The organism is Sphingomonas sp. CL5.1 (assembly GCF_013344685.1).
GTDB lineage: Bacteria > Pseudomonadota > Alphaproteobacteria > Sphingomonadales > Sphingomonadaceae > Sphingomonas.
This window is the reverse complement of sequence record NZ_CP050137.1, coordinates 2,949,951-2,976,029: the sequence shown is the minus strand read 5'-3', so window position 1 is coordinate 2,976,029 and position 26,079 is coordinate 2,949,951. Positions and strand designations below refer to the sequence as shown.

The 26,079-nt window shown below is 69.7% G+C and carries 21 protein-coding genes and 1 tRNA gene; 11 read left to right on the top strand and 11 right to left on the bottom strand.

What is annotated here, in order from left to right; translation table 11 throughout:
- Positions 1-5: 5 nt before the first annotated feature.
- From recA to F9288_RS14305, 4 genes are all read right to left on the bottom strand, one after another.
- A complete protein-coding gene (recA, locus tag F9288_RS14320) occupies positions 6-1,079 on the bottom strand; it encodes a recombinase RecA (RefSeq protein WP_174837406.1) in 1,074 nt (357 codons plus the stop codon).
- Positions 1,080-1,182: 103 nt separating this feature from the next.
- The gene (locus F9288_RS14315; protein ID WP_174837405.1) at positions 1,183-1,989 is read right to left on the bottom strand and encodes a 4-(cytidine 5'-diphospho)-2-C-methyl-D-erythritol kinase; all 807 of its coding nucleotides are present in this window, start codon (positions 1,987-1,989) and stop codon (positions 1,183-1,185) included.
- 20 nt (positions 1,990-2,009) lie between these two features.
- On the bottom strand, positions 2,010-3,596 hold the full coding sequence (locus tag F9288_RS14310; RefSeq protein WP_254620891.1) for a tetratricopeptide repeat protein: 1,587 nt from the start codon (positions 3,594-3,596) through the stop codon (positions 2,010-2,012).
- A 7-nt stretch (positions 3,597-3,603) separates the two neighbouring features.
- On the bottom strand, positions 3,604-5,265 hold the full coding sequence (locus F9288_RS14305) for an electron transfer flavoprotein-ubiquinone oxidoreductase (RefSeq protein WP_174837404.1): 1,662 nt from the start codon (positions 5,263-5,265) through the stop codon (positions 3,604-3,606).
- A gap of 108 nt (positions 5,266-5,373) precedes the next feature.
- Here F9288_RS14305 and F9288_RS14300 point away from each other — a divergent pair, with 108 nt between their 5' ends.
- The 3 genes from F9288_RS14300 (at position 5,374) to F9288_RS14290 (ending at position 8,359) form a co-directional block, all read left to right on the top strand.
- Positions 5,374-6,135 carry a uracil-DNA glycosylase family protein gene (locus F9288_RS14300; protein WP_174837403.1) on the top strand — a complete coding sequence of 254 codons (762 nt, stop codon included), beginning with the start codon at positions 5,374-5,376 and terminating at the stop codon, positions 6,133-6,135.
- A 65-nt stretch (positions 6,136-6,200) separates the two neighbouring features.
- Complete coding sequence (locus F9288_RS14295) at positions 6,201-7,979, top strand: lytic transglycosylase domain-containing protein (protein ID WP_254621206.1); 1,779 nt, start codon at positions 6,201-6,203, stop codon at positions 7,977-7,979.
- Positions 7,976-8,359, top strand: coding sequence for a DUF1801 domain-containing protein (locus F9288_RS14290; RefSeq protein WP_174837402.1), 384 nt, complete (start codon positions 7,976-7,978; stop codon positions 8,357-8,359). Before F9288_RS14295 ends, F9288_RS14290 begins: the two co-directional genes overlap by 4 nt.
- A 4-nt stretch (positions 8,360-8,363) precedes the next feature.
- Here F9288_RS14290 and F9288_RS14285 read toward each other — a convergent pair whose 3' ends face one another.
- Genes F9288_RS14285 through F9288_RS14270 form a run of 4 tightly spaced genes read right to left on the bottom strand, consistent with a single transcriptional unit; the run spans position 8,364 to position 10,554 of the window.
- Positions 8,364-8,783 carry an OsmC family protein gene (locus F9288_RS14285; RefSeq protein WP_174837401.1) on the bottom strand — a complete coding sequence of 140 codons (420 nt, stop codon included), beginning with the start codon at positions 8,781-8,783 and terminating at the stop codon, positions 8,364-8,366.
- A gap of 3 nt (positions 8,784-8,786) precedes the next feature.
- Positions 8,787-9,344, bottom strand: coding sequence for an NADPH-dependent FMN reductase (locus F9288_RS14280; RefSeq protein ID WP_174837400.1), 558 nt, complete (start codon positions 9,342-9,344; stop codon positions 8,787-8,789).
- Entirely contained in the window at positions 9,341-9,679 is a 339-nt protein-coding gene (locus tag F9288_RS14275; protein ID WP_174837399.1) for a GNAT family N-acetyltransferase, read from the bottom strand. The genes F9288_RS14280 and F9288_RS14275 overlap by 4 nt, the downstream gene beginning before the upstream one ends.
- Positions 9,680-9,681: 2 nt before the next feature.
- Positions 9,682-10,554 carry a pirin family protein gene (locus F9288_RS14270; RefSeq protein WP_174837398.1) on the bottom strand — a complete coding sequence of 291 codons (873 nt, stop codon included), beginning with the start codon at positions 10,552-10,554 and terminating at the stop codon, positions 9,682-9,684.
- Between the two features lie 290 nt (positions 10,555-10,844).
- On the opposite strand from F9288_RS14270, the gene F9288_RS14265 reads away from it, so the two are divergent.
- Positions 10,845-11,984: an FAD-binding oxidoreductase gene (locus F9288_RS14265; RefSeq protein ID WP_174837397.1), complete on the top strand. Its 1,140-nt coding sequence runs from the start codon at positions 10,845-10,847 to the stop codon at positions 11,982-11,984.
- A 3-nt stretch (positions 11,985-11,987) separates the two neighbouring features.
- On the opposite strand, the gene F9288_RS14260 is transcribed toward F9288_RS14265, so the two are convergent.
- Entirely contained in the window at positions 11,988-15,290 is a 3,303-nt protein-coding gene (locus F9288_RS14260; protein WP_174837396.1) for a carboxyl transferase domain-containing protein, read from the bottom strand.
- 453 nt (positions 15,291-15,743) lie between these two features.
- On the opposite strand from F9288_RS14260, the gene F9288_RS14255 reads away from it, so the two are divergent.
- A complete protein-coding gene (locus F9288_RS14255) occupies positions 15,744-17,633 on the top strand; it encodes a ribonucleoside-diphosphate reductase subunit alpha (RefSeq protein ID WP_174837395.1) in 1,890 nt (629 codons plus the stop codon).
- Positions 17,634-17,681: 48 nt separating this feature from the next.
- On the opposite strand, the gene mutL is transcribed toward F9288_RS14255, so the two are convergent.
- Complete coding sequence (mutL, locus tag F9288_RS14250) at positions 17,682-19,445, bottom strand: DNA mismatch repair endonuclease MutL (RefSeq protein ID WP_174837394.1); 1,764 nt, start codon at positions 19,443-19,445, stop codon at positions 17,682-17,684.
- A gap of 154 nt (positions 19,446-19,599) precedes the next feature.
- Between mutL and F9288_RS14245 the strand changes: the two genes are divergently transcribed.
- The 6 genes from F9288_RS14245 to F9288_RS14220 all read left to right on the top strand — a co-directional run bounded on the left by F9288_RS14245 (position 19,600) and on the right by F9288_RS14220 (position 25,444).
- Positions 19,600-20,640, top strand: a complete 1,041-nt coding sequence (locus F9288_RS14245) for a rod shape-determining protein (RefSeq protein ID WP_174837393.1) — start codon at positions 19,600-19,602, stop codon at positions 20,638-20,640.
- Positions 20,641-20,671: 31 nt separating this feature from the next.
- A complete protein-coding gene (mreC, locus tag F9288_RS14240; RefSeq protein ID WP_174837392.1) occupies positions 20,672-21,562 on the top strand; it encodes a rod shape-determining protein MreC in 891 nt (296 codons plus the stop codon).
- Entirely contained in the window at positions 21,559-22,071 is a 513-nt protein-coding gene (locus tag F9288_RS14235; protein ID WP_174837391.1) for a rod shape-determining protein MreD, read from the top strand. The genes mreC and F9288_RS14235 overlap by 4 nt, the downstream gene beginning before the upstream one ends.
- On the top strand, positions 22,068-24,167 hold the full coding sequence (gene mrdA, locus F9288_RS14230; RefSeq protein ID WP_174837390.1) for a penicillin-binding protein 2: 2,100 nt from the start codon (positions 22,068-22,070) through the stop codon (positions 24,165-24,167). Before F9288_RS14235 ends, mrdA begins: the two co-directional genes overlap by 4 nt.
- Positions 24,164-25,276, top strand: coding sequence for a rod shape-determining protein RodA (gene rodA / locus F9288_RS14225; protein ID WP_174837389.1), 1,113 nt, complete (start codon positions 24,164-24,166; stop codon positions 25,274-25,276). The genes mrdA and rodA overlap by 4 nt, the downstream gene beginning before the upstream one ends.
- 92 nt (positions 25,277-25,368) lie before the next feature.
- Positions 25,369-25,444: transfer RNA gene (locus tag F9288_RS14220), tRNA-Lys, on the top strand.
- Positions 25,445-25,699: 255 nt separating this feature from the next.
- On the opposite strand, the gene F9288_RS14215 is transcribed toward F9288_RS14220, so the two are convergent.
- The gene (locus F9288_RS14215) at positions 25,700-25,858 is read right to left on the bottom strand and encodes a hypothetical protein (RefSeq protein ID WP_174837388.1); all 159 of its coding nucleotides are present in this window, start codon (positions 25,856-25,858) and stop codon (positions 25,700-25,702) included.
- Between the last annotated feature and the right edge of the window lie 221 nt (positions 25,859-26,079).

Below are 26,079 nucleotides of genomic sequence, written 5' to 3'. Positions count from 1 at the left end.
GCCGATCAGAGATCGTCCTCGTCGGACTGGCCGACCATCAGTTCCTCGCCCAGCCCCTCGGTGCGGGCGCGGATCGCGCGCTCCAGCCGCTCGGACATTTCAGAATTCTCGCGCAGGAACTGCTTGGCGTTCTCGCGGCCCTGCCCGATGCGCACGCTGTCGTAGCTGAACCACGACCCCGATTTCTCGACCAGCCCGGCCTTGACGCCGAGATCGAGGATCTCGCCCATCTTCGACACGCCCTCGCCGAACATGATGTCGAACTCGACCTGCTTGAACGGCGGCGCGACCTTGTTCTTGACGACCTTGACGCGCACCGTGTTGCCGACCGCCTCGTCGCGATCCTTGATCGAACCGGTGCGACGGATGTCGAGACGCACCGAGGCGTAGAATTTCAGCGCGTTGCCGCCGGTCGTCGTTTCGGGCGAGCCGTACATCACGCCGATCTTCATGCGGATCTGATTGATGAAGATGACGAGGCAACGCGAGCGGCTGATCGTGCCGGTCAGCTTGCGCAGCGCCTGGCTCATCAGCCGCGCCTGGAGGCCGACGTGGCTGTCGCCCATCTCGCCCTCGATCTCGGCGCGCGGAACCAGCGCGGCGACCGAATCGACCACCAGCACGTCGATCGCGTTCGAGCGGACGAGCGTGTCGACGATCTCCAGCGCCTGTTCGCCGGTGTCGGGCTGCGAGATGATCAGCTCGTTGATGTCGACGCCGAGCTTCTTCGCATAGACCGGGTCGAGCGCATGCTCGGCATCGACGAAGGCCGCTGTGCCGCCCACCTTCTGCGCCTCGGCGATGGCGTGGAGCGCGAGCGTGGTCTTGCCCGAGCTTTCCGGCCCGTAGATCTCGACGATGCGCCCGCGCGGCAGGCCGCCGACGCCGAGCGCGATATCCAGCCCGAGACTGCCAGTGGAAACGGTTTCCACCTTCATCGTCTCGCGCTGCCCAAGCTTCATCGCCGAGCCCTTGCCGAAGGCCCGGTCGATCTGCGCCAATGCGGCGTCCAGCGCCTTCTGACGGTCTGCGTTCGCGATTGCCATGCCGTTGTCGATCACCTTGAGATTGGCGGCCATTGTGAAGCCCTCGTCGCTAGACCATGCGCGCGAACCATTCAACGCGTCGGATCTCATGTATCCTGTTTGTTCCATTCGAACAAGAGGGGAACGAAAATTTCCTTCAGCGCAATTCGGTGGCCAGCACCCACCAGCCCGGATGGTGCGCGGCGATCGTGGCGGCGGCGGCGCGAGCGTCGTCGCACAGCGCGAAGCAGGTCGCGCCCGAGCCGGACATGCGCACCAGACGCGCGCCCGGCAGCGCCTCCAGCGCGGCGAGCACCTCGGCGATCACCGGCGCGGCGGCGACGGCCGCGGCGGTGAGATCGTTGCGGCCGGCCGCCGGCTCGTCCCCGATCGGCCCGCGATCCGCCCCGTCCCAGCCGGCGAAGACCCGCGCGGTGGAGACGGCGACACCGGGATTGACCAGCAGCACCGGCGATCCGGCATGTCCCTCGACAGGCCGGAGATCGTCGCCCTTGCCATAACCGATCGCGCTCCGCCCGAGCAGGCAGGCGGGGACGTCCGCCCCCAACCCGGCGGCGATGTCGAACAGCCGCCGGTCGTCGGGCGCGACGCCATGCAGCCGCGCCAGCGCCCGCAACGTCGCCGCCGCATCAGCCGAGCCGCCGCCGATGCCGGAGGCGACCGGCAGGTTCTTCTCGAGCACGATCGCGCACGGATCGGACACGCCGAACGTCGCGCGGAAGGCATCGCGCGCGCGCGTGACGAGATTGTCCCCCTCACTCGCCAGCGCCGCGCCGAACGGCCCGGTGATCGCGAGGGAATCGGCCGGCGCGGGCGCGAGCGAGATCACGTCGCCGTCGCGGCAGAAAGCGAACAGCGTCTCCAGATCATGATACCCGTCCGGTCGCCGCCGCCGGACGTGCAGCGCGAGGTTGAGCTTGGCCGGCGCCGGCTCGACGATCATGCCGCCGCTATCCTCGCGCGTCACAGACCGTCGGCGATCTTGGCCGCGAGACGGTTCCGATCCTTGACGTCATCCGCCACCACCTGCGCCGCCCGCCAGGCATAGCGCGCCTCGAAGCGGCGGCCGGCGCGCCAATAGGCGTCGCCGAGATGCTCGCCGATCTCGGCATTCTCGGGCGAGGCTTGCGCGGCGCGCTCGAGCAGCGGCACTGCGTGGGCGAGGTCGCCGGTGCGGAAATAGGCCCAGCCGAGCGAATCCGTGATCGCCGAATCGTCCGGGCGCAGCGCCGAGGCGCGCTGCAACATCGCCAGCGCCTTCGGCACGTCGCCGCCGTGGGTGATGTCGCCATAGCCGAGATAGTTGAGCACCGCCGGCTCGTTCGGGGCGAGCGCCTGCGCGTGGAGTAGCGCCGCGCGCGCGCCGGGCCAGTCGCCCGACTGGTCGAGCGCGGCGGCATATTGCAGCCACGGCTCCCACCGCCCGGCGGCGGACGGGCGATCGAGCAGGCGGCGATAGACCGGCGCCGCTTCGCTCACGCGGTTGGCGGCGAGCAACAGGTCGGCCAGCGTCGCCAGCGCGACGTCGGGCGCATCCTCCGGCTGGGCGAGCGGCGTGGCGACCCGGATCGCCTCGTCATAGCGCTCGGCCCCGGCGAGGACGGCGATCCGCGCGCTGTCCGCCGCCCTCGCCCATGGCCCTTTCCGATCGATCCCGTCGAGCACGGCGAGCGCGCGATCGGTGCGATCGATCCGCGCCAGCGTGCTGGCGAGCAGCAGCCGCGCGCGATCGTTGTCCGGCTCGGCGCGCAGCGCTGCGCGGGTCAGCGTGATCGAGAGCGGGCCGGGATCGCCGGCGGCGAGATCGTCGGCCAGCCGCACGAACAGCCGCGCCGCGCCGAACGCCAGCGACGGCTTCACCCCGCGCGGCTGCTCGCGCAGCGCGACGATCGCGGTGAGGTCGCCGCCGAGCAATTCGCGCGCGCGCGCGTCCTGCCCCGCGCCGATCAGCAGTTGCGCGGCGGCGATGCGCAGGTCGACCGAGGCCTGGTCGTTGCCGAGCAACGCGCGCAGCCCCGCCATCCCCTCGTCGTACCGGCCGCGCGCGATCTGGATCAGCGCGCGATTCTCGTCGGAGAGCCGTCGCGCGACCGAATCGGACGGGCGCTGCGCGAGGGTCGCGAATGGATCGCCCCCGCGCTCCAGCGCCGCCCACGCCTTGAGCGGCGCGCCGAGCACCGCGAGCTTGTCTCCGGCGAGCCGCCCGATGGCGGTATCGGCCGCCGCGAGATCGTGCCTGTGCGCCGCGGCGGCGATCGAGATCAGGGCGGCATCGGCCGGCGCGACCCCGGTCGCGGCGAGCGCGGCGGCGGCGCGATCGACCAGCGCGTCGTCCCCGACGATCAACGCCTCGCGATAGGCGCGGAGCGCGACGTCCACATTGCCCGGCGCGTCGGCGAGCGCGGCGGCATAGCGGCGGACCGCTTCCGCGCCGTCGCCATCCGCATCGTCCGTGCGCGCCGCCATATAGGCGAGCAGCCCCGAGGCGGCCGGCTGGTTCGCGGCGGCGGCCGGCGCGATCGCGAGGGTGCTCGCAAGGCCTGCGAGCAATGCCCGCTTACATATTGGGATAATTAGGTCCACCGCCGCCTTCCGGGACGACCCAGGTGATGTTCTGGGTCGGATCCTTGATGTCGCAGGTCTTGCAGTGGACGCAATTCTGCGCGTTGATGACGAAGCGCGGATTGCCTTCCTCCTGACCCACGATCTCGTAAACGCCCGCCGGGCAATAACGCTGCGCCGGCTCGTCGAACATCGGCAGATCGTAATCGACCGGGATCGTCGGGTCCTTGAGCGTCAGATGGACGGGCTGGTCCTCCTCATGGTTGGTGTTCGACAGGAACACCGAGGAAAGCCGGTCGAAGGTCAACACGCCATCGGGCTTGGGATAGTCGACCTTCTTTACAAGGTCCTTACGCCACAGCGTCTCGTTGTCCGGGTGGTGGTGCATGGTGAACGGCACCTTGATGCCGAGATGCTCCAGCCACATGGTGACGCCGGCGAGGCCGGAGCCGAGGAAGTCCCCGAACTTCTTGACCAGCGGCACGACGTTGCGGACGACCGATAGCTCCTTCCTCACCCAGCTTTGCTCGAACGCGGCCGGATAGGCGGTCAGCTCGTCCAGCTCGCGCTGCGACAGGATCGCGTCCACCGCCGCCTCGGCCGCCATCATGCCGGATTTCATCGCGGTATGCGTGCCCTTGATGCGCGGCACGTTGAGGAAGCCCGCCGTGTCGCCGATCAGCGCGCCGCCGGGGAACACCAGCTTCGGGATCGACTGGAGGCCGCCGTCGCTGATCGCGCGCGCGCCATAGCTGACGCGCTTGCCGCCCTTCAGCAGCGCGGCGATCGCCGGGTGGGTCTTCCAGCGCTGCATCTCCTGGAACGGCGAGAGATGCGGGTTGGTATAGTTGAGCCAGGTGACGAAGCCGATGCTGAGCTGGCCGTTCGCCTGGTGATAGATCCAGCCGCCGCCGTTCGACCCGTCCGTCTCGCTGAGCGGCCAGCCCTGCGTGTGGATCACCGTGCCGGGGACGTGCAGCTCGGGATCGATATCCCACAATTCCTTGATGCCGATGCCATAGACCTGCGGGTCGCTGTCCGCGTCCAGCCCGAACTGGCGGATGAGCTGCTTTGTGAGATGTCCACGGCAACCTTCGGAAAAGAAAGTGTATTTCGCGTGCAGCTCCAGCCCCGGCTGATAGTCCGGCTTATGCTCGCCGTCGCGCGCGACGCCCATGTCTCCGGTCGCGACGCCCTTCACCCGGCCCTGCTCGTCATAGAGGATCTCGGCCGCCGCGAAGCCGGGGAAGATCTCCACGCCAAGCTCGCCCGCCTTCTCCGCCAGCCAGCGGCACAAATTGCCGAGCGAGCCGGTATAGGTGCCCTTGTTGTGCATGAACGGCGGCGTGACGAAGTGCGGCATGTTGAACTTGTGGCCGCGCGTCAGCACCCAGTGCAGGTTCTCGCGCACCGGCACCTCGGCCAGCGGGCAGCCCTCGTCGCGCCAGTCGGGCAGCAGCTCGTCGAGGCTGCGCGGGTCGATCACCGCGCCCGAAAGGATATGCGCGCCGACCTCGGAGCCTTTTTCGAGCACGCAGACCGAGATTTCCGCCTCCTTCTCGGCGGCGAGCTGCTTCAGACGGATCGCCGCGCTGAGGCCCGCTGGCCCCGCGCCGACGATCACCACGTCATAAGGCATCGATTCGCGTTCGGTCATTCTTCTCTCCCGTGCCATCCGCATCCGGGCGCGATCCGGCAACGTCCTGTCCGTGGACGGCTCTCAAGGGAATTGACCGGCGCGTCAACGCCAATCCTTATACGCGCGATGGGGGACGCACGGATTTTCGATTGGGCAAGAGCCTCGGCGAGCACGCTGGAATGGTGGGCGGCGGCGGGCGTCGACGTGCTGGCCGGCGACGATCCGTTCGACTGGCTCGCCGCGCCCGAGCCGGAAGCGCCCACGCGTCCCGCCGACCGTCGCGCGGCCGATCGCGAGGGCCGCGCCGCGCCCGCCCCCGCGGCAACGCAGCCGCTCGTCCTGCCGCCGACGCTGGAGGCCTTCCTCGCATGGCGCACCGGGGCGGACGCGCCGGAGGCCGCCTGGGGCGGCGCGCTGTTGCCCGCGACCGGGCCGGGCACCGCCGACCTGATGATCCTGATCGACTGCCCGGACCGCGACGATGCCGAGGGGCTGCTCACCGGCGCCACCGCGCGATTGTTCGGCCGGATGCTCGCCGCGATCGGCCGGAGCCGTGCCGACGTGCATCTCGCCGCCGTCGCCGCCGCCCGCCCGATCGCCGGCCGGCTTCCGCCCGAGCAGGCGGACGCGCTGTTCGCGATCACGCACCATCATGTCGCGCTGGTCGGCCCCAAACGGCTGCTGACGCTAGGAAATGCGGCGAGTCGTGCGCTCCTTTCGATGGATGTCGCCGAAGCCCGTGGGCGTTTGCATGTTGTTGAACATAAGGGTGGCAGATCAACCGAGGTCGTGGCGAGCTATCACCCGCGCCTGTTGCGCGAGCGGCCCACCGCCAAGGCCGAGGCGTGGAGGGATCTTCAGTTGCTGGTGGGGGGTATAAGGGCGTGATCGCGAGGTTCGTGGCGGCGGCGGGGTTGACCGCGCTGGCGGCGGGGGTCGTACATGCCGATCCGTTGCCGCCGGCGGCGAGCGCCGCGTCGGTCGGCACGATCGCCGCTTCCACCAGGGCTTCCGTCCCCGCGCAGCTCACGCCGGAGCAGCGCGCCGCCTATCGCGCGGTGTTCGCCGCGATCCGCGAGCAGCGCTGGCAGGATGCGCAGATCGGGCTGACCGCGATGGCGCCCGGCCCGCTCCATTCCTATGCGCTCGCCGAGCTTTACACCGCCAAGGGCTCGCCGCGCGTCGAGCAGGAGCCGCTCGTCAAGCTCCTGACCGAGGCGCCCGAGCTGCCGCAGGCGGAGGCGCTGGCGCGGCTCGCGCGGGCGCGCGGCGCGACCGACCTGCCGCCGCTGCCCGAGGCGCAGCGGCTGATCTGGCAGGACGGCGCCCCCAACCGTATCCGCGTCAAGGCGACGCGCAGCGACATGGTCGCGGCCGATCTCGCGGCGAGGATGCAGCCCTATGTGAAGGGCGACATGGGCAGCGAGGCGGAGGCGCTACTCGAATCCACCAGCGGCCTTTCGCCCGAGGCGCAGACCGAATGGACCGCGCGGGTGGCGTGGATCTATTTCCTCCAGGGCCTCGACGCCGACGCGCGCCGGCTGGGCGATATCGGCGCGAACGGGGTCGGCGACTGGGCGGTGCAGGCGCGCTGGACATCGGCGCTGGCGGCGTGGCGGTCGAACGATTGCGCGGCGGCCGAGCGCGGGTTCGAGGGCGTCTCCACCCGCGCCGGCGACACCGACATGCGCGCCGCCGGCCTCTATTGGGCCGCCCGCGCGGACATGCGCTGCGGCCGCCCCGATCGCGTCGAGGGGCGACTGAAGAACGCCGCGCAATATGGCGAGGCCTTCTACGGCCAGCTCGCGCGACAGGCGCTGGGCATCTCCAAGCATATCATCCAGCCTCAGCACGTCACCGCCGACTGGGCGCTGCTGGAGCGCCGCCCCAACGTCCGCGTCGCCGCCGCGCTGGTCGAGATCGGCGAGAACGACGCCGCCGATCAGGTGATCCGGCAGCAGGCGCGGATCGGCGCGCCGAACGAATTCGCCGCGCTGATCCGCCTCACCGAGCAGATGGACCTGCCGGCCAGCGTGGTGTGGCTGGCGCACAATTGCCCGCAGGGCGTCACCGCCACCGCCGAGGCGCGCTATCCCACGCCGAACTGGACGCCGGACACCGGCTGGCGCGTCGACAAGGCGCTGGTGTGGGCGCACACGCTTCAGGAATCGGGCTTCCGCAACAAGGTGGTCAGCCCGGCCGGCGCCTATGGCCTGATGCAGATCATGCCGGCGGCGGCGAGCGATTACATGCGCGAGCGCGGCGTCACCGTGGACCGTGCCGCGCTCACCCGCCCCTCCACCAACATGGACATCGGCCAGCGGCATCTCGAAAAGCTGCGCGACATGGCGATGACGCAGGGCCTGCTGCCCAAGGTGATCGCCGCCTATAACGCTGGGCCGAAGCCGGTGCAGGACTGGAACGCCCTCGTCCACGACGGCGGCGATCCGCTGCTCTACATCGAAAGCATCCCTTATTGGGAGACGCGCGGCTATGTGACGATCGTGCTGCGCAATTACTGGATGTACGAGGCGCAGACCGGCCGCGCCGCCTCGCCGAGCCGCGCGGCGCTGGCGCAGGGCCTGTGGCCGCGCTTCCCCGGAATGCCCGGCCCTAGCGCGGTGCGGATCAGGACGCCGATCATGCAGCAGACCGCGATCGCGGTTGACGGGCGCGTCGGCGCCGCCTCGACCACGGTGAGTGGCACGGTGAACGGCGGCGGGCACGAGTGAGCGGCGGGGAGGCCTCCCCCGCCGAGCTGATCGACCGGCGTATCGCCGGGCTTGGCGACTGGCGCGGCGAGACGCTCGCCCGCATCCGCGCGCTGATCCACGAGGCGGTCCCCGATGTGATCGAGGAATGGAAGTGGCGCGGCGTACCGACCTGGTATCGCGACGGGATGATCTGCACCGGCGAGAGCTACAAGAGTGCGGTGAAGATGACCTTCGCCAAAGGCGCGTCGCTCGACGATCCGGCCGGGCTGTTCAACGCCAGCCTCGACGGCAACGTGCGCCGCGCGATCGACTTCCACGAGGGCGACAGGATCGACGCGGCGGCGCTAAAGGCGCTGGTGCGGGCGGCCGTCGCCGCGAACGGAAAAGCGAAGGGCTAGGCCCTCAACCAGCAAGGGTCTCGATCCTGATCGTCCCGGTGAGCGTCTTGTGAACCGGGCAGCGGCCGGCGATCTCGATCAGCTTCGCCCTCTGCTCCCCGGTCAGCGCCGGTCCGGTGATGGTCACCGTCTTGCGGAACGCGTCCACCGCCTCGATGCCGCCGGCCTCGATCCTCTTGCCGTGCTCCACCTCGACCGCGACGTGCTCCAGCGGCCAGCCGCGCTGCCCGGCATACCAGCGCACCGTCATCGCCGTGCATTGCGCGAGCGCGGCGGTGAGCAGGTCATAGGGCGTCGGGCCGAGATTGGCGCCGCCCCGCGCAACCGGCTCGTCGCCGAACAGGTGATGGCCGGAAACCTCGATCGCCACGGCCAGCGGGCTGCCCTGCGCATCGTGGACCTTCGCCACGGTCCGTTCCGCCATCGCCTATCCCTTCGTCCGCGCGATCATCGCGGCGAAGCCGGCCACGAACGCCTGCAACTGCTCGCGCACCTTCTGGTCGGTGATCGCGCCCTCGCCGTCGAACACCGTGCCGGCGCGCGACACCATCAGCCGGCCCTCGGTCCACAGGTTCGCCCCGAGCGTGCGCAGCACCGGCAGCCAGTGGTTCTGCGCGAGCAGCGTGCCGAACCCGCCCGGCGAAGCGCCAATGAGCGCGAACGGGCGGCAGCCGAACACCCGCGCGCTGTCCGCCGGCGGCCGCGACGCCCAGTCGATCGCGTTCTTGAACACGCCGGGAATGCCGTTGTTATACTCGGGCGTCGCCAGCAGCACGCCATCGGCGGCGGCGATCGCCTCCTTGAGCGCGGCCACTGGCTCCGGGACGCCTTCCGCCTCCGCGTCTCCGTCATAGAGCGGGATGCCGTGCAGCGTGTGCGTCTCCAGCGTCACGTCGTCCGGCGCCAGCTCCGCCGCCGCGCGCAGCAGCGCGGTGTTGTACGAGCCGCGCCGCAGACTACCCGAGATGCCGAGCAGCCGGATCATGCCGCGCCGCCCGCCGCGATGCGCGGCATCTCGCCCGGCCCGACCGTCATCACGTCGCGCCAGTCGGGATGCTTTTCGTATCGCGCGCGAACATAGGGGCAGAGCGGGATGATGCGAAAGCCGGTCGCGCGCGCATCGGCGATCAGCCGGTCGACCAGCGCGGTGGCCGCCCCCGTGCCGCGCAACGCCTCCGGCGCGCCGGTATGGTCGGCGCTGATCAAGCCGGGGCCACGATGCGTATAGGTCAGCTCCGCCTCCGCATCGATCCCGGCGACGCGGGCGACGTAGCGGCCGTGGCGCTCGCCATCCTCCTTCGTGATCGCGATCCCGGCCACGATCAGCGCGCCGGCATCGGGATGAACTCGCGGTCGTCGCCGACCGGCAGCTTCATCCGCTGCTGCCGCCAGTCCTCCGCCGCCTGCTCCAGCCGGTCCTTCGAGGAGGAGACGAAATTCCACAGCAGAAAACGCTCGCCGATCGGCTCGCCGGCCAGCGCCATCACCGTCGCCGGCCCGCGCGCGATCACGTCGACCGCCTCGCCGCTTTCCAGCACCGCCATCCGCCCCGTCGCCAGCGTTGTGCCGCCGACCTCCACCTCGCCGCTGGCGCAATAGACCGCGCGCTCGGGATAGGCGGTCGTCACCGACCGCCGCGCGCCCGCCGCCATGTCCCAATGCTGATAGGCGAGCGGCGAATGGGTCCGCACCGCCGCCCTCATGCCGTCGATCGCACCGGCGATCAGCCGCCCGCGCACCCCGTCCTCGTGCCATTCGGGCAGGTCCGCGCCCTCGTGATGGCCGAAGGTGGGATCGCTCTCCTCGTCCGCCACCGGCAGCGCGACCCACGCCTGGATGCCGTGCATGTCGGCGCCGTGCGCGCGGGCATATTCCAGCCGCTCGCTATGCGTGATGCCGCTGCCGGCGACCATCCAGTTGACCTCGCCGGGCCGGATCTCCTGCGCGTAGCCCAGGCTGTCGCGATGCGTGATCCGCCCCGAATAGAGGTAGGTGACGGTCGCGAGGCCGATATGCGGATGCGGCCGCACGTCCAGATCGCGCGGGATGCCCGGCGCCAGTTCCAGCGGCCCGAGATGGTCGAAGAAGATGAACGGCCCGACCATCCGCCGCGCATGGAACGGCAGCACCCGCCCGACCACGAAGCCGCCGCCCAGATCGTGCGTGCGCCGGTCGATGATCCGCTCGATCGCCATGACTGCCTTTCCTCCTCGCCCCGTCCGTGGGACGCGCCGATCATCCCGACATCGCGTGGCATTGCAAGGCGGCGGCGCGCCACGGGATCAAAGCACGGCCGGCTTCCGCCGGGAATAGCCGGACGATCGCGGCGCGACGGATCGGCCGGTTCCATCGCCGGGCGTCCCGCCGCCGGTCGCGCGGGCGCGCGCTTTCCCGGTTCCGGTGTTGATTTGCCGCCGCGGACTTCGCAGAAGCGCCCTCGCCGCCGGCCGCGACCACGCCGCCGCCTGACACGAGGGAGCCAGAGTTGAAGACAGCCGATTTTCTGATCGTGGGGGGCGGCATCGCCGGCGTCTCGGCCGCGTCACGGCTCGCCCCGCATGGCCGGACCATCCTGCTCGAGGCCGAAAGCGCCTTTGGCTATCACTCCAGCGGCCGCAGCGCGACCTTCTACCATTTCGGCATCGGCAAGTCGGTGGTGCGGGGCATGACCGCCTTCAGCCGCGCCCATTTCGAAAGCCCGGCCGCGAACGGCCTCGACCTGTCGCGCCCCTCCCCCGCGCTGTTCATCGCCACGCCCGAAATGCTGGGCGTGCTCGATGCGCTGGAGCAGGAGATGGCGCCCTATAGCGACCGGCTCGAACGGCTCGACGTCGCCGGGGTCCGCGCGATCGTGCCGGCGCTGAACTGCGGCGGCGAGGGGATCGTCGCCGGTGTGATCGACCGCGCCGCGCGGCGGCTGGACAGCGAGGCGCTGCAACAGGATTACCGCGCCGCGCTCAAGAAGCAGGGCGGCGAGGCGATCGCCGACGCCCGCGTCGCCGCGATCGCGCGCGAGGGCGGCGGCTGGACGGTCACCACCGCCGCCGGGGAGAAGTTCGCCGCGCCGGTCCTCGTCAACGCGGCCGGCGCATGGGCGGACGGGATCGCCCGTCTCGCCGGGGTCGCGCCGCTCGGGCTGCGGCCGCTGCGTCGCACAATCATCGTGTTCGACCCGCCGGAGGGCTGCGAGGTCCGCGACTGGCCGTTCACCAAGACGGCGGTCGACGATTTCTACATGCTGCCCGAATCCGGCCGCCTGCTCGCCTGCCCGGTCGACGAGGTGCCGGACGAGCCGGGTGATGCTCAGCCGGAGGAATATGACATCGCGCTCGCCGCGTCGAAGGTGGAGCATTACACCTCGATCCCGATCCGGCGCATCAACCATAGCTGGGCGGGGCTGCGCACCTTCACCGAGGACCGCGTGCCCGTGGCGGGATTCGCCGCCGATGCGGACGGGTTCTTCTGGCTCGCCGGACAGGGCGGCTATGGCTTGCAGACCTCCCCGGCGATGAGCGTCATCACAGAATCGCTGATCGCCGGCACGCCCTGGCCCGCCGAACTGACCGATTGGGGCATCACCCCGGCGGCGATGTCGCCCGAGCGGCCCGGCGCGCGGCGGGGATAAGCCTCACCAGCTCTCCACGCACGGCCGCTTGCGCCGCGCGCGCGGCTGACGCGGGGCGACGGCGCGCAGCCCGGCGACGATCCAGTCGCGCGTCTCGGCCGGGTCGATCACCTCGTCGATCTCCAGCACCGAGGCGACCGACACCGCCTTGCCGTTGGCATAGAGCTGGTCGAGCTTGTCGCGGAAGAACTGCTCGCGCGCGGCAGGATCGGCGATCGCCTCCATCTCCTTGCGGAAGCCGAGCCGGACATAGCCCTCCAGCCCCATGCCGCCGAACTCGCCGGTCGGCCATGCCACGGTGAAGTCGGATGCGTGGAAGCTGCCGCCGAGCATCGCCTGTGCGCCAAGGCCATAGCCCTTGCGCAGCACGACGCCGAACAGCGGCACGGTGATGCTGGCACCGACGACGAACAGCCGCGCGGCGCGGCGCACCATCGCCGTCCGCTCCGCATCCGGCCCCACCATGAAGCCCGGCGTGTCGCACAGCGAGATCACCGGCAGGTCGTGCGCGTCGCAAAGCTGGAGGAAGCGCGCCGCCTTGTCGCACGCCTCCGCGTCGAGCGCGCCGCCGATATGCCTGGGATTGTTGGCGATCAGCCCGAACGGCTTGCCCTCGATCCGCACCAGCGCGGTGATCGTGCCCAGGCCGAAATCGCGACGCAGTTCCAGCACCGATCCCTCGTCGGCGAGCAGGTCGATCACCGCGCGGACGTCATAGACGCGCAGCCGGTTCTCCGGGATCGCGGCGCGGAGCAATCTCTGGTCCGCCGCGCGCCACTCTGCCACCGGCCCCTGGAAATAGGAGAGATATTGCCGCGCGACGCGCGTCGCCTCCGCCTCGTCCTCGACCAGCACGTCGATGACGCCGTTGGGCGCCTGCATCGCGACCGGGCCGACCTCGGCGGGGTGATAAACGCCCAGCCCGCCGCCCTCGATCATCACCGGCCCGCCCATGCCGATCGAGGCGTTGCGCGTGGCGATGATGACGTCGCAGCAGCCGAGCAGGGCGGCGTTGCCGGCAAAGCAATAGCCGGAGGCGATCCCGACCGTCGGCACCAGCCCGGACAATCGCGCGAAGCTGGCGAAGGACGGCACGTCCAGCCCGGTCAGCGCGATGCCGTCGGTATCGCCCGGCCGCCCGCCGCCACCCTCGGCATAGAGCACCAGCGGGATGCGCCACTTGCCGGCGAGGTCGAACATGCGGTCGATCTTCTTGTGGTTGATCGTGCCCTGCGTGCCGGCCAGCACGGTATAGTCATAGGACAGCACCATGCAGCGCGCCTTGTCCTCGCCGACGCGCGCGGCGTTGACCGTGGCGGTCCCGGCGATCAGCCCGTCGGCGGGCGTCTCCGCGATCAGGTCGTCGAGCTTGCGGCGGCGGCGCTGCGCGGCGACGGCGAGCGAGCCATATTCGTGGAACGAGCCGGCATCGACCAGATCGGCGATATTCTCCCGCGCGGTCCGCTGCCCGGCCTTGCGCCGCCGCGCCACCGCCGCCGGCCGGTTCTCGTCCAGCCCGAAGGCGCGGCGGGCGTGAAGCTCGGCGAGATCGGGGCGGATATGATCGGGATCGGGCGCTTCCTCGCCCGCCGCGCCGTCGCCGTCGACCTCGGCCGGTTCGAGATACAGTACCGGATCGCCCACCGTCAGCGTCGCCCCCGGCGCGGCGGCGAGCGCGACCACCCGGCCGCCGGCCTCGGCCAGCAGCGGATGCTCCATCTTCATCGCCTCCATCACCGCGAGCTGCCGGCCCGGAAACACCAGATCGCCCTCGGCCACGTCGATCGTCACCAGGGCGCCGTGGAGCGGCGCGGCGACGGCGACCGTGCCGGGCGGAGCGGCCTCCCGCCGCGCCTCCCGCGCCTCGCCCGCATCCGGCGGCGCGGCGAAATGCAGCGGCGACGGGCCGGCGGCGACGGCCAGTTCGGCCACGTGCGCGTCGATGAAGCCGGTGTCGATCCGGTTGGCGCGGAAGTCGCCATGCGCCAGCACCGCCTGGAGGAACGGGATATTGGTCTCGACGCCCGCCACACGGAACTCGCGCAGCGCGCGCGACGCCTTCGCCACCGCTTCCGCCCAGCGCGGCGCCGGCGTGTGGACGATCACCTTGGCGAGCAGCGAATCGAACGCGGGGCTGGTGCGATAGCCGCAATAGCCGAACGTATCGACGCGCACGCCGGGGCCGGACGGCGGGTCGAAGGCGGCGATCTCCCCGCCGCCCGGCTTCACCGCCCCGCTGGCATCCATCGTCTCCATGTTGACGCGCAATTGCAGCGCGTAGCCGCGCGGCGCGGGCACGTTCGCCTGATCCAGCCCGAGCGCGGCGAGCGTCGTCCCGCCGGCGACCCCGATCTGCGCGCGGACGAGATCGACCCCCAGCACTTCCTCGGTGACGGTATGCTCCACCTGGAGGCGCGGATTGGCCTCGATGAAGGCGAAGCGCGCATCGTCGTCGCCCGCGCCGCCTTCGACGAGGAACTCGAACGTGCCGAGGCCGTCATAGCCGATCGTGCCCGCGATCCGCGTGGCGGCGTCGACGATGCGGGCGCGCGCCTCCGCGCTCAGCGACGGGCTGGGCGCGATCTCGATCAGCTTCTGGTGGCGGCGCTGGATCGAGCATTCGCGTTCCCACAAATGGCTGAGGCCGCCGTGCCGGTCGCCGATGACCTGCACCTCGATATGGCGCGCGTCACGGATCAGCCGCTCGACATAGACGCCGTCGTCGCCGAACGCCGCCCGCGCCTCGGAGCGGCAGCGGGCATAGGCCTCGGCGAGCTGCGCGGCATCCTCCACCGCGCGCATCCCGCGCCCGCCGCCGCCGGCGATCGCCTTGACCATCACCGCCGCTCCCGGCCCGAGCGAGGCGAGGAACGCCCGCGCTTCCTCGAGGCTGGTGTCGCCCTCGGTCGATTCGATCACCGGCACGCCGCATTGGCGGGCGAGCGCCTTGGCCCTCGGCTTGTCCCCGAACAGCTCCAGCACCTCCGGCGCCGGGCCGATGAACGCCACGCCCGCCGCCGCGCAGCGCCGCGCCAATGCGGCATTCTCGCTCAGGAAGCCGTAGCCGGGGTGGAGCGCGTCGCACCCCGCTTGCGTCGCGGCGGCGACGAGCGCGTCGATGTCGAGATAGGCCCCCGCCCCGTGCCCCGGCAGCTCGACCGCCGCGTCGGCGGCGCGGACGTGCAGCGACAACGCGTCGTCGGCCGGATGGACAGCGACGCTGGCGATCCCCTCGGCGGCGGCGGCCCTGGCGATGCGGATCGCTATCTCTCCCCGGTTCGCGATCAGCAATTTTTGGAACGCCATCGAATATCGCCCGCCGTGATGTTGCGTCCTGTCAGGGATAGCCGCTGCTCCGATCGCCGCAACCGCTTAGCGGCGGGCGGCGATCCGCGCTTCGCGACGAAAATATTTTTGTTCCCGCTTTGCCCCCTTGCCTTCCCGGAAAGGCGCGGAAGTCCGCGCGTCGCGCCCCGCCGGCTGCGACGAAACAAATCTCCGCAGCGACGAACCGTTGGCCGCGCCGCGCAATTACGCTCTTGCGGCCGGCGCGCGATTGCCACAATCTGTTGGGGTTAGCTGAGGGGGCAAACTCAATCGCTGGTAGGAACGGACCCGCATCACTATATTGCGGGAACGGTTTCGTGCGCGCTTGCGGGCGGCGCCGGGTCAATTCCTTCCTGCCACGATCGGGCGGCCGGGTGTAGCATATATGTTCGTTCGCGATTCGAACGGACCGGGAACGAGGGAATGGCGGCGATGGATTTCAGGGACTCGGGCGAGGCAGGCATGGCGAGCGAGACACTGGAAGCGGCGACCGGCGACGGCGCCACCGGCGAGAAGGCGGCGCGGCGCCCGGCCTTCGACGTGGAGATCGATCGCGCGCGCGACGCGCTGCTCACCGATTTCGGCAAGGACACGCTGACCGACCGTTATCTGCTGCCGGGCGAGAGCTATCAGGACCTGTTCGTCCGCGTCGCCTCCGCCTATGCCGACGATGCCGCGCACGCGCAGCGGCTCTACGACTATATCTCGAAACTGTGGTTCATGCCGGCGACGCCGGTGCTGTCGAACGGCGGCACGGGGCGCGGGCTGCCGATCTCCTGCTACCTCAATTCGGTGCCGGACAGCCTGAACGGCATCGTGGATACGTGGAACGAGAACGTCTGGCTCGCCTCGCGTGGCGGCGGGATCGGCACCTATTGGGGCAATGTACGCGGCATCGGCGAGCCGGTCGGCCTCAACGGCAAGACCAGCGGCATCATCCCGTTCGTCCGCGTGATGGACAGCCTGACGCTGGCGATCTCGCAGGGCTCGCTGCGGCGCGGCTCGGCGGCCTGCTACCTCGACATCTCGCACCCGGAGATCGAGGAGTTCCTCGAGATCCGCAAGCCTTCCGGCGACTTCAACCGCAAGGCGCTCAACCTGCACCACGGCGTGCTGATCCCCGACGCCTTCATGGAGGCGGTGCGCGACGGCGCGGAATGGGAGCTGAAATCGCCCAAGGACGGCTCGATGCGCGGCAAGGTCGATGCGCGCGCGCTGTTCCAGAAGCTGGTCGAGACGCGGCTGGCGACCGGCGAGCCGTACATCGTCTTCGCCGATCATGTGAACAGGAACATGCCCAAGCATCATCGCGATCTGGGCCTCAAGGTCTCCACCTCGAACCTGTGCAGCGAGATCACGCTGCCGACCGGGCGCGACCATCTCGGCAACGACCGCACCGCCGTCTGCTGCCTGTCCTCGCTCAACCTCGAGACGTGGGACGAGTGGAAGGACGACAAGAGCTTCATCGAGGACGTGATGCGTTTCCTCGACAACGTGCTTCAGGACTATATCGAGCGGCACGAGCCGGGGATGGAGCGCGCCGCTTACTCCGCCGGGCGCGAGCGGTCGGTCGGGCTGGGCGTGATGGGCTTCCACTCGTTCCTCCAGGCGCGCGGCCTTCCCTTCGAGGGCGCGATGGCGAAATCGTGGAACCTCAGGATCTTCAAGCACATCAAGGCGCAGGTCGACGAAGCCTCGATGCAGCTCGCGGTGGAACGCGGCCCCTGCCCCGACGCCGCCGACATGGGCGTGATCGAGCGTTTCTCGTGCAAGATGGCGATCGCGCCGACCGCGTCGATCTCGATCATCTGCGGCGGCACCAGCGCCTGCATCGAGCCGATCCCGGCCAATATCTACACGCACAAGACGCTGTCCGGCAGCTTCGTGGTCAAGAACCCGTATCTGGAGAAGCTGCTGGTCGAGAAGGCGAAGAACACCGACGCGGTGTGGAACTCGATCCTCGAACAGGGCGGATCGGTGCAGCATCTCGATTTCCTGACGCAGGAAGAGAAGGATTGCTTCAAGACCTCGTTCGAGATCGACCAGCGCTGGCTGCTGGAACTGGCCGGGGACCGCTCGCCGTTCATCGATCAGGCGCAGTCATTGAACCTGTTCATCCCGGCGGACGTGGAGAAGTGGGACCTGCTGATGCTCCACTATCGCGCGTGGGAACTGGGGATCAAATCGCTTTACTACCTCCGCTCCAAGTCGGTGCAGCGCGCCGGCTTCGCGGGCGGGGTCGAGGCGGACAATACGATCGAGAAGCCGAAGTTCGACCTCGGCGAATCGACCGACTACGACGAGTGCCTCGCCTGCCAGTGAGACGTGCGCCCCCGGCGTCGCGCCGGGGTGACACGCGGCGGTGGGCGTTCACTTCCGCCCGAACAATTTCTCGATATCGCCGTGCGCGAGCTTCACCCAGGTCGGGCGGCCGTGGTTGCACTGGCCGGAGTGTGGCGTCACCTCCATCTCGCGGAGCAGCGCGTTCATCTCCGCGACCGACAGCACCCGCCCGGCGCGGATCGAGCCGTGGCAGGCCATCGTCCCCGCCACCGCGTCGAGCCGTTCGCGCAGCGACAGCGCCTCATCGAACGCGGCAAGCTCGTCGGCGAGGTCGGTGACGAGGCCGGCCGGATCGCCGCTCCCCAGCAGCGCGGGCGTCGCGCGGACGAGGATCGCGCGCGGGCCGAACCGCTCCAGCTCCAGCCCCAGCTCGGCCAGCTCCGCGATCCGCGCCTCCAGCCGGTCGCAGGCGGGTTCGTCCAGTTCCACCACCTCGGGGATCAGCAGCGCCTGCGAAGCGACCTGCCCGCCGGCCAGCGCGCGGCGCATCCGCTCCAGCACCAGCCGCTCGTGCGCGGCATGCTGGTCGACGATGACGAGGCCGTCCTCCGCCTCCGCGACGATATAGGTCTTGGCGACCTGCCCGCGCGCGACGCCCAGCGGGTGATCCACCCGCTCCGGCGGCGGCGCCCATGCCGGCTCGGCGCGCGCCTGCGGCGGGGGTGCGTTGAACGTCGGGCGACGATCCGCCAGCGATATCGTCGGCACGGGCGCGCTCGCCCAGATCGTCTCCTGCCGCTCGACCGGCGCGACCGGCTCGCTGCGCCACATCGCCAACGCGTCCTCCGCCGGGCGGTTCGACACGCGATGCCCCGCGCCGTCCAGCGCGCGGCGGATGCCGCTGACGATCATCCCCCGGATCATCGCCGGATCGCGGAAGCGCACCTCGGTCTTGGCCGGGTGGACGTTCACGTCGACCTGATCGGGCGGCACGTCGAGGAACAGGGCCACCACCGCATGACGGTCACGCGGCATCATCTCGGCATAGGCGCCGCGAATCGCGCCGATCAGCAACCGGTCCTTCACCGGCCGCCCGTTGACGAACAGATATTGATGGTCGGCCACGCCGCGATGGAAGGTCGGCAGACCCGCGACGCCGCCCAGCACCACGCCCTCGCGCTCCAGATCGACCGCGACCGAATTTTCCGCCAGCGCGCGATCGGTGAGCAGGGCGACGCGCCCCGGCCGGTCCTCCGCCTGCGTCGCGGCGAGCGCGCGGCGCCCGTCATGCTCCAGCGTGAAGGCGATGTCCGGTCGCGCCATCGCCAGCCGGCGCACCACATCGAGGCAGGCGGCATATTCGCTGCGGGTGGAGCGCAGGAACTTGCGCCGCGCCGGCACGCGCGCGAACAGCCCCTCCACCACCACGCGCGTGCCGGGCGGCAGCGCCGCCGGCCCCTCGCGCGCCAGCACGCCATTGTCGATCGTCCGCGCCCAGCCGTCGGCGCCGCGCGGGCGGCTCTCCAGCGTCATCCGCGCGACGCTGGCGATCGACGGGATCGCCTCGCCCCGGAAACCCAGGGTGGCGACCGAATCGATATCGTCGTCGGGCAGTTTGGAGGTCGCGTGGCGCTCGCAGGCCAGCGCCATCTCCTCCGGCGTCATGCCGCGGCCGTCGTCGGAAACCTCGATCCGCTCGACCCCGCCGGCGGCCAGCGAAACGGCGATCCGCCTCGCGCCGGCGTCGATGGAATTCTCCACCAGCTCCTTCAACGCGCTGGCCGGTCTTTCCACCACTTCACCGGCCGCGATGCGGTTGATGAGATGCTCGGGCAATCGTCGTATTGACACGGGCACTCCCCTAGACCAAGCGGCGCCATCCCGCGACCCCGTGATGCGTCAGATAAATACGTGCAGATTGCGCCTTGCGGCGGCAGGCGCGGGATGGTTGGCGTATCATGCCACGCATCAGGCGCGGCGACTCGGGGACGGAAACTAGCGCATCATGGCCTTCTCGCGTTTCTTCAAGTTCATGTCGCATGACATGGCGATCGATCTCGGCACGGCGAACACGGTCGTCTATCTGCGCGGTCGCGGCATCGTGCTCAACGAGCCGTCGGTGGTGGCGGTCGAGACGATCAACGGCATCAAGAAGGTCAAGGCGGTCGGCGACGACGCCAAGCTGATGATGGGCAAGACACCCGGCAACATCGAGGCGATCCGCCCGTTGCGCGACGGCGTGATCGCGGACATCGACGTGGCCGAGCAGATGATCAAGAGCTTCATCTACAAGGTCCACGGGCAGCGCCGCTTCATGCGCTGGCCGGAGATCGTGATCTGCGTCCCTTCCGGCTCGACCAAGGTGGAGCGCCGCGCGATCCGTGACGCCGCCTCGAACGCGGGCGCGTCGCAGGTGTGGCTGATCGAGGAGCCGATGGCCGCCGCGATCGGCGCGGACATGCCCGTCACCGAGCCGATCGGCAGCATGGTGGTCGATATCGGCGGCGGCACGACCGAGGTCGCGGTGCTCTCGCTGCGCGGCCTCGCCTATACCACCAGCGTCCGCGTCGGCGGCGACAAGATGGACGAGGCGATCGTCAGCTACGTCCGCCGCAACCACAACCTGCTGATCGGCGAGGCCACCGCCGAGCGGATCAAGCAGGAGGTCGGCATCGCCAAGCCGCCGGCCGACGGCATCGGCGCGACGATCCACATCAAGGGCCGCGATCTCGTCAACGGCGTGCCGAAGGAGATCCAGATCAACCAGGGCCAGATCGCCGAGGCGCTGTCCGAGCCGGTCGCCACGATCGTCGAGGGCGTGCGCGTCGCGCTGGAGAACACCGCGCCGGAGCTGGCCGCCGACATCGTCGACCAGGGCATCGTGCTGACCGGCGGCGGCGCGCTGCTGCAGGGGCTGGACGAGGTGCTGCGCGACGAGACCGGCCTGCCGGTGACGGTGGCGGAGGACCCGCTCACCTGCGTCGCGCTCGGCACCGGCCGCGCGCTGGAGGACCCGATGTATCGCGGCGTCCTGCAAAGCGGTTGAGCGGCGAGGCTTTTCTCAAGAGGCATAGGTGATGGCGCCGACGCGGGACCGGCGCCCGGGTTTCTCGCGGCGGGCGCAATATTCGCTGTTCCTGACCTATATACTGGCCATCGCCGGCGCGGTGGTCGGCGCGGTGCTGCTCGCCCTGTCGGCGTTCAACCCGGCCGCCTTCGCCGCGCTGCGCGCCACATTGCGCGAGGTGACGACGCCGGTGTCGTCGGGGCTGTCGGCGGCGTTCGGCACCGTGGCGGGGGCCCCCGACGCGATCGGCGGCTATTTCCGCGTCCACGGCGAGAATGAGGAATTGCGCGCCGAGGTGAAGCGCACCCGCGCCGCGCTGCTCCAGGCGCAGATCATCGTGCGCGACAACCGCCGGCTGCGCGGGCTGCTCAAGCTGCGCGACGGCACGCCCAACCCGGTCGTCACCGCGCGCATCGTCAGCTCGTCCGCGTCGAGCACGCGGCGCTTCGGCGTGCTCAACGCCGGCATCTGGCAGGGCGTGCGCGAGGGGCAGCCGGTGCGCGGGCCGGACGGGCTGCTCGGCCGCGTCGTGGAGACCGGGCCGAACACCGCGCGCGTGCTGCTGCTCACCGACCCGAACAGCATCGTCCCCGTCCGCCGCATCGGCGACGGGATGCCGGCGCTGGCCGCCGGGCGCGGCGACGGGATGGTCGATATCCGTTCGGTCGATACGGCGGACGCGAAGCTCAGGCCCGGCGACCGGTTCGTCACCTCCGGCACCGGCGGCATCTACACGCCGGGCGTGCTGGTCGCGCGCGTCGTCCGCGCCGGGAGCGACACCGCGCCGGCGCAGCCCTATGCGCGGCCCGACACGTTCGATTTCGCGCTGGTCAGCGAGGCGTTCGTCCCCCCGCCCCCGCCGCCGCGTCCCCTGCCCGACAAGAGCAAGGGCAGGAAATGAGCATCGCGCCGCGCAAGCCGTTCGATCCGCTGCTCCCCGCCGGCCGCGCGCGCGCGATCCCGTGGATGACGGTGATGGCCGGCTCGCTCGTCACCATCGCCCCGTTCGGCGCGACGCTCGGCCTGCTGCCGCCGTGCGGCCTGCTGATGCTGCTGGCGTGGCGGTTGCTCGCCCCGCTCGCGCTGCGCCGCTGGACGCCGCCGCTGCTCGGCCTGTTCGACGACCTGCTGAGCGGCCAGCCGCTCGGCAGCGCGATGGTGCTGTGGACGCTCGCCTTCTTCCTGATCGACCTGTTCGACCAGCGCACCATGTTCCGCGATTTCTGGCAGGACTGGATGATCGCCGCCGCCGCGATCGTCCTGTGCCTCGCCGGCGGCAGGCTGGTCGCGTCGCCGCTTACCGCGCACGTCGATGCCGTGCTAGTGATCCAGATCGTCGTGTCGATCCTCGTCTTCCCTCTCGCTGCGCGCATCGTCGCCTGGATCGACCGCAAACGGGCGGTCGAATGAGCCGCGTCCCCCGGATCGCCACCGAGGCGCAGCAGGGCTATACCTTCTCCCGCCGCGCCTGGCTGCTCGGCACCGCGCAGATCGGGGTCGGCGCGCTGCTCGTCACGCGGATGGGCTGGCTCGCGATCGCCGAGAACGAGCGCTACAGCAGCCTGTCCGAGAGCAACCGCGTCAACAACACGATGATCCCGCCGCGCCGCGGCTGGATGGTGGACCGCAACGGCCATCCGATCGCCGACAACCGCACCGATTTCCGCGTCGACATCATCCCCGATCGCGTCGAGGACCTCGATCGCACGCTGGCGCTGCTCCAGAAATTGCTCGACCTGACGCCGGAGGACCTGCTGCGCGTCCGCGCCGATCTCAAGAAGGCGGCCGGTTTCCAGCCGGTGCAGGTGATCGACAATATCTCGTGGGAGCGGTTCGCGGCGGTGCAGGTGCGCCAGCCCGAGTTGCCCGGCGTCGCGCCGACGCGCGGCTTCGCGCGCAACTATCCGGCGGGCGCGGCGGTCGCGCATCTCACCGGCTATGTCGGCACCGCCACCGCCGAGCAGTTCAAGGCGACGAAGGACCCGCTGCTCGTCACCCCCGGCTTCAAGCTCGGCAAGGACGGCCTCGAAAAGGCGCTGGAGAAGGAATTGCGCGGCACCCCCGGCGCGAAGCGCGTCGAGGTGACGGCGCGCGGCAAGCTCGTCGCGGAACTGGCCACCCGCCCCGACATCCCCGGCAAGACGCAGAAGCTGACGATCGACGCCGGGCTTCAGGAATATGCCGCGCGGCGGCTCGGCACCAATTCCGGCTCGGCGGTGGTGTTCGATTGCCTAACCGGCGAGATGCTGGCGATGGTCTCGATGCCGGCCTACGACCCCAACAGCTTCTCCGCCGGGATCAGCCATCTCGAATGGGAGATGCTGAGCGCCAACGATCACGTCCCGCTGATGAACAAGGTGACGCAGGGGCTTTACCCCCCCGGCTCCACCGTCAAGCCGATGAACGCGCTCGCGCTGCTGGAGGCCGGGGTCGGGCCGGACGAGCGCATCTTCTGCTCCGGCTCGCTGCGCGTCGGCACCGGCGTGTTCCACTGCCACAAGCGGCGCGGCCATGGCCCGCTCGATATGCGTAGCGCGATCGCGCAAAGCTGCGACATCTATTTCTACGAGATGGTGCGGCGGCTCGGCTACGATCACGTCGCGCCGATCGCGCGGATGGTCGGGCTGGGGCAGAAATACGATCTGCCCCTCACCACCCAGCGCTACGGCACCGTGCCGGACAGCGCGTGGAAACGCCGCAAGTACAAGAGCGACTGGACGGTGGCGGATTCGCTCAACGCCTCGATCGGCCAGGGCTATGTGCTCGCCAATCCGATGCAGCTCGCGGTGATGGCGGCGCGGATCGCGTCCGGCCGGTCGATCCAGCCCAGCCTGCTCGCCGGCCATGTCCATCGCGACGCCGCCGCGCTGGCGGTCAATCCCGATCACCTGCGCATCGTGCGCGAGGGGATGTGGAAGGTGGTGAACGGCGGCGGCACCGGCGGCGCCTCGCGCATGTACGTCCCCGGCGTGCAGCTCGCCGCCAAGACCGGCACCGCGCAGGTGCGCCGCATCACGATGGCGGAGCGGCGCTCGGGCGTGCTCAAGAACGCCAGCCTGCCGTTCCGGCTGCGCGACCACGCGCTGTTCATCTGCTTCGCGCCGGCGGACAATCCGCGCTATGCCGCCGCCGTCGTGCTCGAACATGGCGGCCATACCGTGCGCAACCTCGATTCCCCGATGATCGGCCGCGACATCATGACCTGGCTGTTCGATCGCGACCGCGCGATCAAGTCGCTGGCCGAGGTCGAGCCGACCTGGGGCGGCGACATCCGCACGCGCATGGCCGCCGAGGCGGATGCCTATCGCAAGGCCGCCAACGCCGCCGAGAGCGAGGCCGGCCTCGCCACCGAGACCGACGCTCCCGCCCCCACCGACGCGCCCGCCGTGGAGGCTGTCACCCGCGCGCGCAACGCAAATGCCGACGAGACGCCCGGCGACATCGCCAACACCGGCGGCGTTGCCGGCACCACCGGCTCCCCCGAATCGACCACGCCCGAGCGATGATCCGCAATTCCATCATCCCCGCGCCGCTTGCCCGCCTGCCGTGGCGGGTGCTGCTGACGATCACCGCGATCGGCTGTTTCGGGCTGGTCGTGCTGTTCTCCGCCGCCGGGGGCAGCCTGCGCCCGTGGGCCTTGCCGCAGGGCGTTCGGCTATTCGTCTTCCTCGCCGCCGCAATAGCGATCAGCGGCGTGCGCGAGGACGTGTGGCGACGCGCCGCCTTCCCGGCCTATGTCGTGCTGGTCGTGCTGCTGTTCGCGGTCGAGCTGCTCGGCGCGGTGCGCGGGGGGAGCCAACGCTGGCTCGATCTCGGCTTCATACGGTTGCAGCCGTCGGAGCTGATGAAGCCGGCGATCGTCATGGCCTGCGCGCGCTTCTACGACATGCTGCCGCCATCGGAGACGCGGCGCTTCGGGGCGATCTGGCCGCCGTGCGTGCTGATCGGCGTGCCGGCGGCGCTGGTCATGCTCCAGCCCGATCTCGGCACCGCGCTGATGATCTGCGCCGGCGGCGTGACGGTGATGTTCCTCGCCGGCATTCCTTTACGGCTGTTCGTCGGCGGGGCGCTGGCGCTCGCCATTGCCGCCCCCCTCGCCTTCAACTTCGTGCTGCACGATTACCAGCGCAACCGCGTGCTGATCTTCATGGACCCGGAAAGCGATCCGTTGCGCACCGGCTATCACATCACCCAGTCGAAGATCGCGATCGGCTCCGGCGGGGTGTTCGGCAAGGGCTTCCTCAACGGTACGCAAAGCCACCTCGACTATCTGCCCGAGGGGCAGACCGATTTCGTCTTCGCGACGATGGCCGAGGAATGGGGGCTGGCCGGCGGCGTCTTCATCATCGCCGCCTATCTGATGGTGATCCGCTGGGGCGTGAACGTCGGCATCCGCGCGAAATCGCGCTTCGCCAAACTGACCGCGGCGGGGCTGGCGACGACGATCTTCTTCTACGTCGCGATCAATCTGATGATGGTGATGGGCCTTGCCCCCGTAGTCGGCATCCCGCTGCCGTTGGTCAGCTTCGGCGGCTCGGCGCAGATGACGGTGCTGCTGTGCCTGGGCATCCTGATGTCGATCGACCGCGAAAGCCGCCGAAAAACGGGCTGGTGAAGCAAAAAGGTATTTGCAAACCGGATTATGCCTGCTAACCGCGCGCTTCCGATCGCAAGGCCGCTCCCAAAGCCGCCTTCCGCCGCCGGAATGGACGCATAGCTCAGTTGGTAGAGCAGCTGACTCTTAATCAGCGGGTCCTAGGTTCGAGCCCTAGTGCGTCCACCAAAATTTCTAATAAAATCAATCACTTATGGTGATGGCGCGGTCGGTGGGTTTTCCGGAAAACCCACTAAATTTGCCATTCGCGCTACAGTTTGCGCTACAAATCCGAAGTGATGCGAGGTTTCATTGGGTTCAGAATTTTTCACCGATGTTTCACCTTTCGGCGGTCCCGAGCGGCACTGAATTGCCGAATCGCCGATCGCAATCAGTGGGTCCTGCGAAACGAGATTGAATCCCCTCCCGACCTCTTCCTCAAGCTCAAGCCACTCGGTCATTCGCGGGTGAGGCGACCGTCTCGATCTGGCGATCGATCCCGCACGTGAGTCCGACCGGAACGGAGACATCGAACTCATGGGTGAGCAGGCCATCGATCGCCCAGCGGACGCAATAGTCGGCAGCGACGCCGATCACCGCCACGTCGTAAACGCCCTTCGCTTTCAACGCATCGAAGAAGTCGTCGTGCGGGATCGCTCGTCGAAAGCTGTCCTACGTTCAGGCACTCGCCGTCAACGGCAATTGGGCCGGTTGCTGACTGACGGCTTCCGGGGGATGAGCTTGGAGAAACGGACATGCGCTTTCGATCCTCACGCTGTAAAGGAGACGGCGTCGCCGGCAGACGCTTTATCGCCGTTCGCCGT

Bases quoted from the DNA above. Each gene is read 5' to 3' on its own strand.
- F9288_RS14300 (WP_174837403.1), top strand. From the start codon at position 5,374: ATGGGGGACGCACGGATTTTCGATTGGGCAAGAGCCTCGGCGAGCACG.
- F9288_RS14245 (WP_174837393.1), top strand. From the start codon at position 19,600: ATGGCCTTCTCGCGTTTCTTCAAGTTCATGTCGCATGACATGGCGATC.
- F9288_RS14235 (WP_174837391.1), top strand. From the start codon at position 21,559: ATGAGCATCGCGCCGCGCAAGCCGTTCGATCCGCTGCTCCCCGCCGGC.
- F9288_RS14315 (WP_174837405.1), bottom strand. From the start codon at position 1,989: ATGATCGTCGAGCCGGCGCCGGCCAAGCTCAACCTCGCGCTGCACGTC.
- mreC (WP_174837392.1), top strand. From the start codon at position 20,672: ATGGCGCCGACGCGGGACCGGCGCCCGGGTTTCTCGCGGCGGGCGCAA.
- recA (WP_174837406.1), bottom strand. From the start codon at position 1,079: ATGGCCGCCAATCTCAAGGTGATCGACAACGGCATGGCAATCGCGAAC.
- F9288_RS14285 (WP_174837401.1), bottom strand. From the start codon at position 8,783: ATGGCGGAACGGACCGTGGCGAAGGTCCACGATGCGCAGGGCAGCCCG.
- rodA (WP_174837389.1), top strand. From the start codon at position 24,164: ATGATCCGCAATTCCATCATCCCCGCGCCGCTTGCCCGCCTGCCGTGG.
- F9288_RS14305 (WP_174837404.1), bottom strand. From the start codon at position 5,265: ATGACCGAACGCGAATCGATGCCTTATGACGTGGTGATCGTCGGCGCG.
- F9288_RS14270 (WP_174837398.1), bottom strand. From the start codon at position 10,554: ATGGCGATCGAGCGGATCATCGACCGGCGCACGCACGATCTGGGCGGC.
- F9288_RS14280 (WP_174837400.1), bottom strand. From the start codon at position 9,344: ATGATCCGGCTGCTCGGCATCTCGGGTAGTCTGCGGCGCGGCTCGTAC.
- F9288_RS14260 (WP_174837396.1), bottom strand. From the start codon at position 15,290: ATGGCGTTCCAAAAATTGCTGATCGCGAACCGGGGAGAGATAGCGATC.
- F9288_RS14255 (WP_174837395.1), top strand. From the start codon at position 15,744: ATGGATTTCAGGGACTCGGGCGAGGCAGGCATGGCGAGCGAGACACTG.
- mrdA (WP_174837390.1), top strand. From the start codon at position 22,068: ATGAGCCGCGTCCCCCGGATCGCCACCGAGGCGCAGCAGGGCTATACC.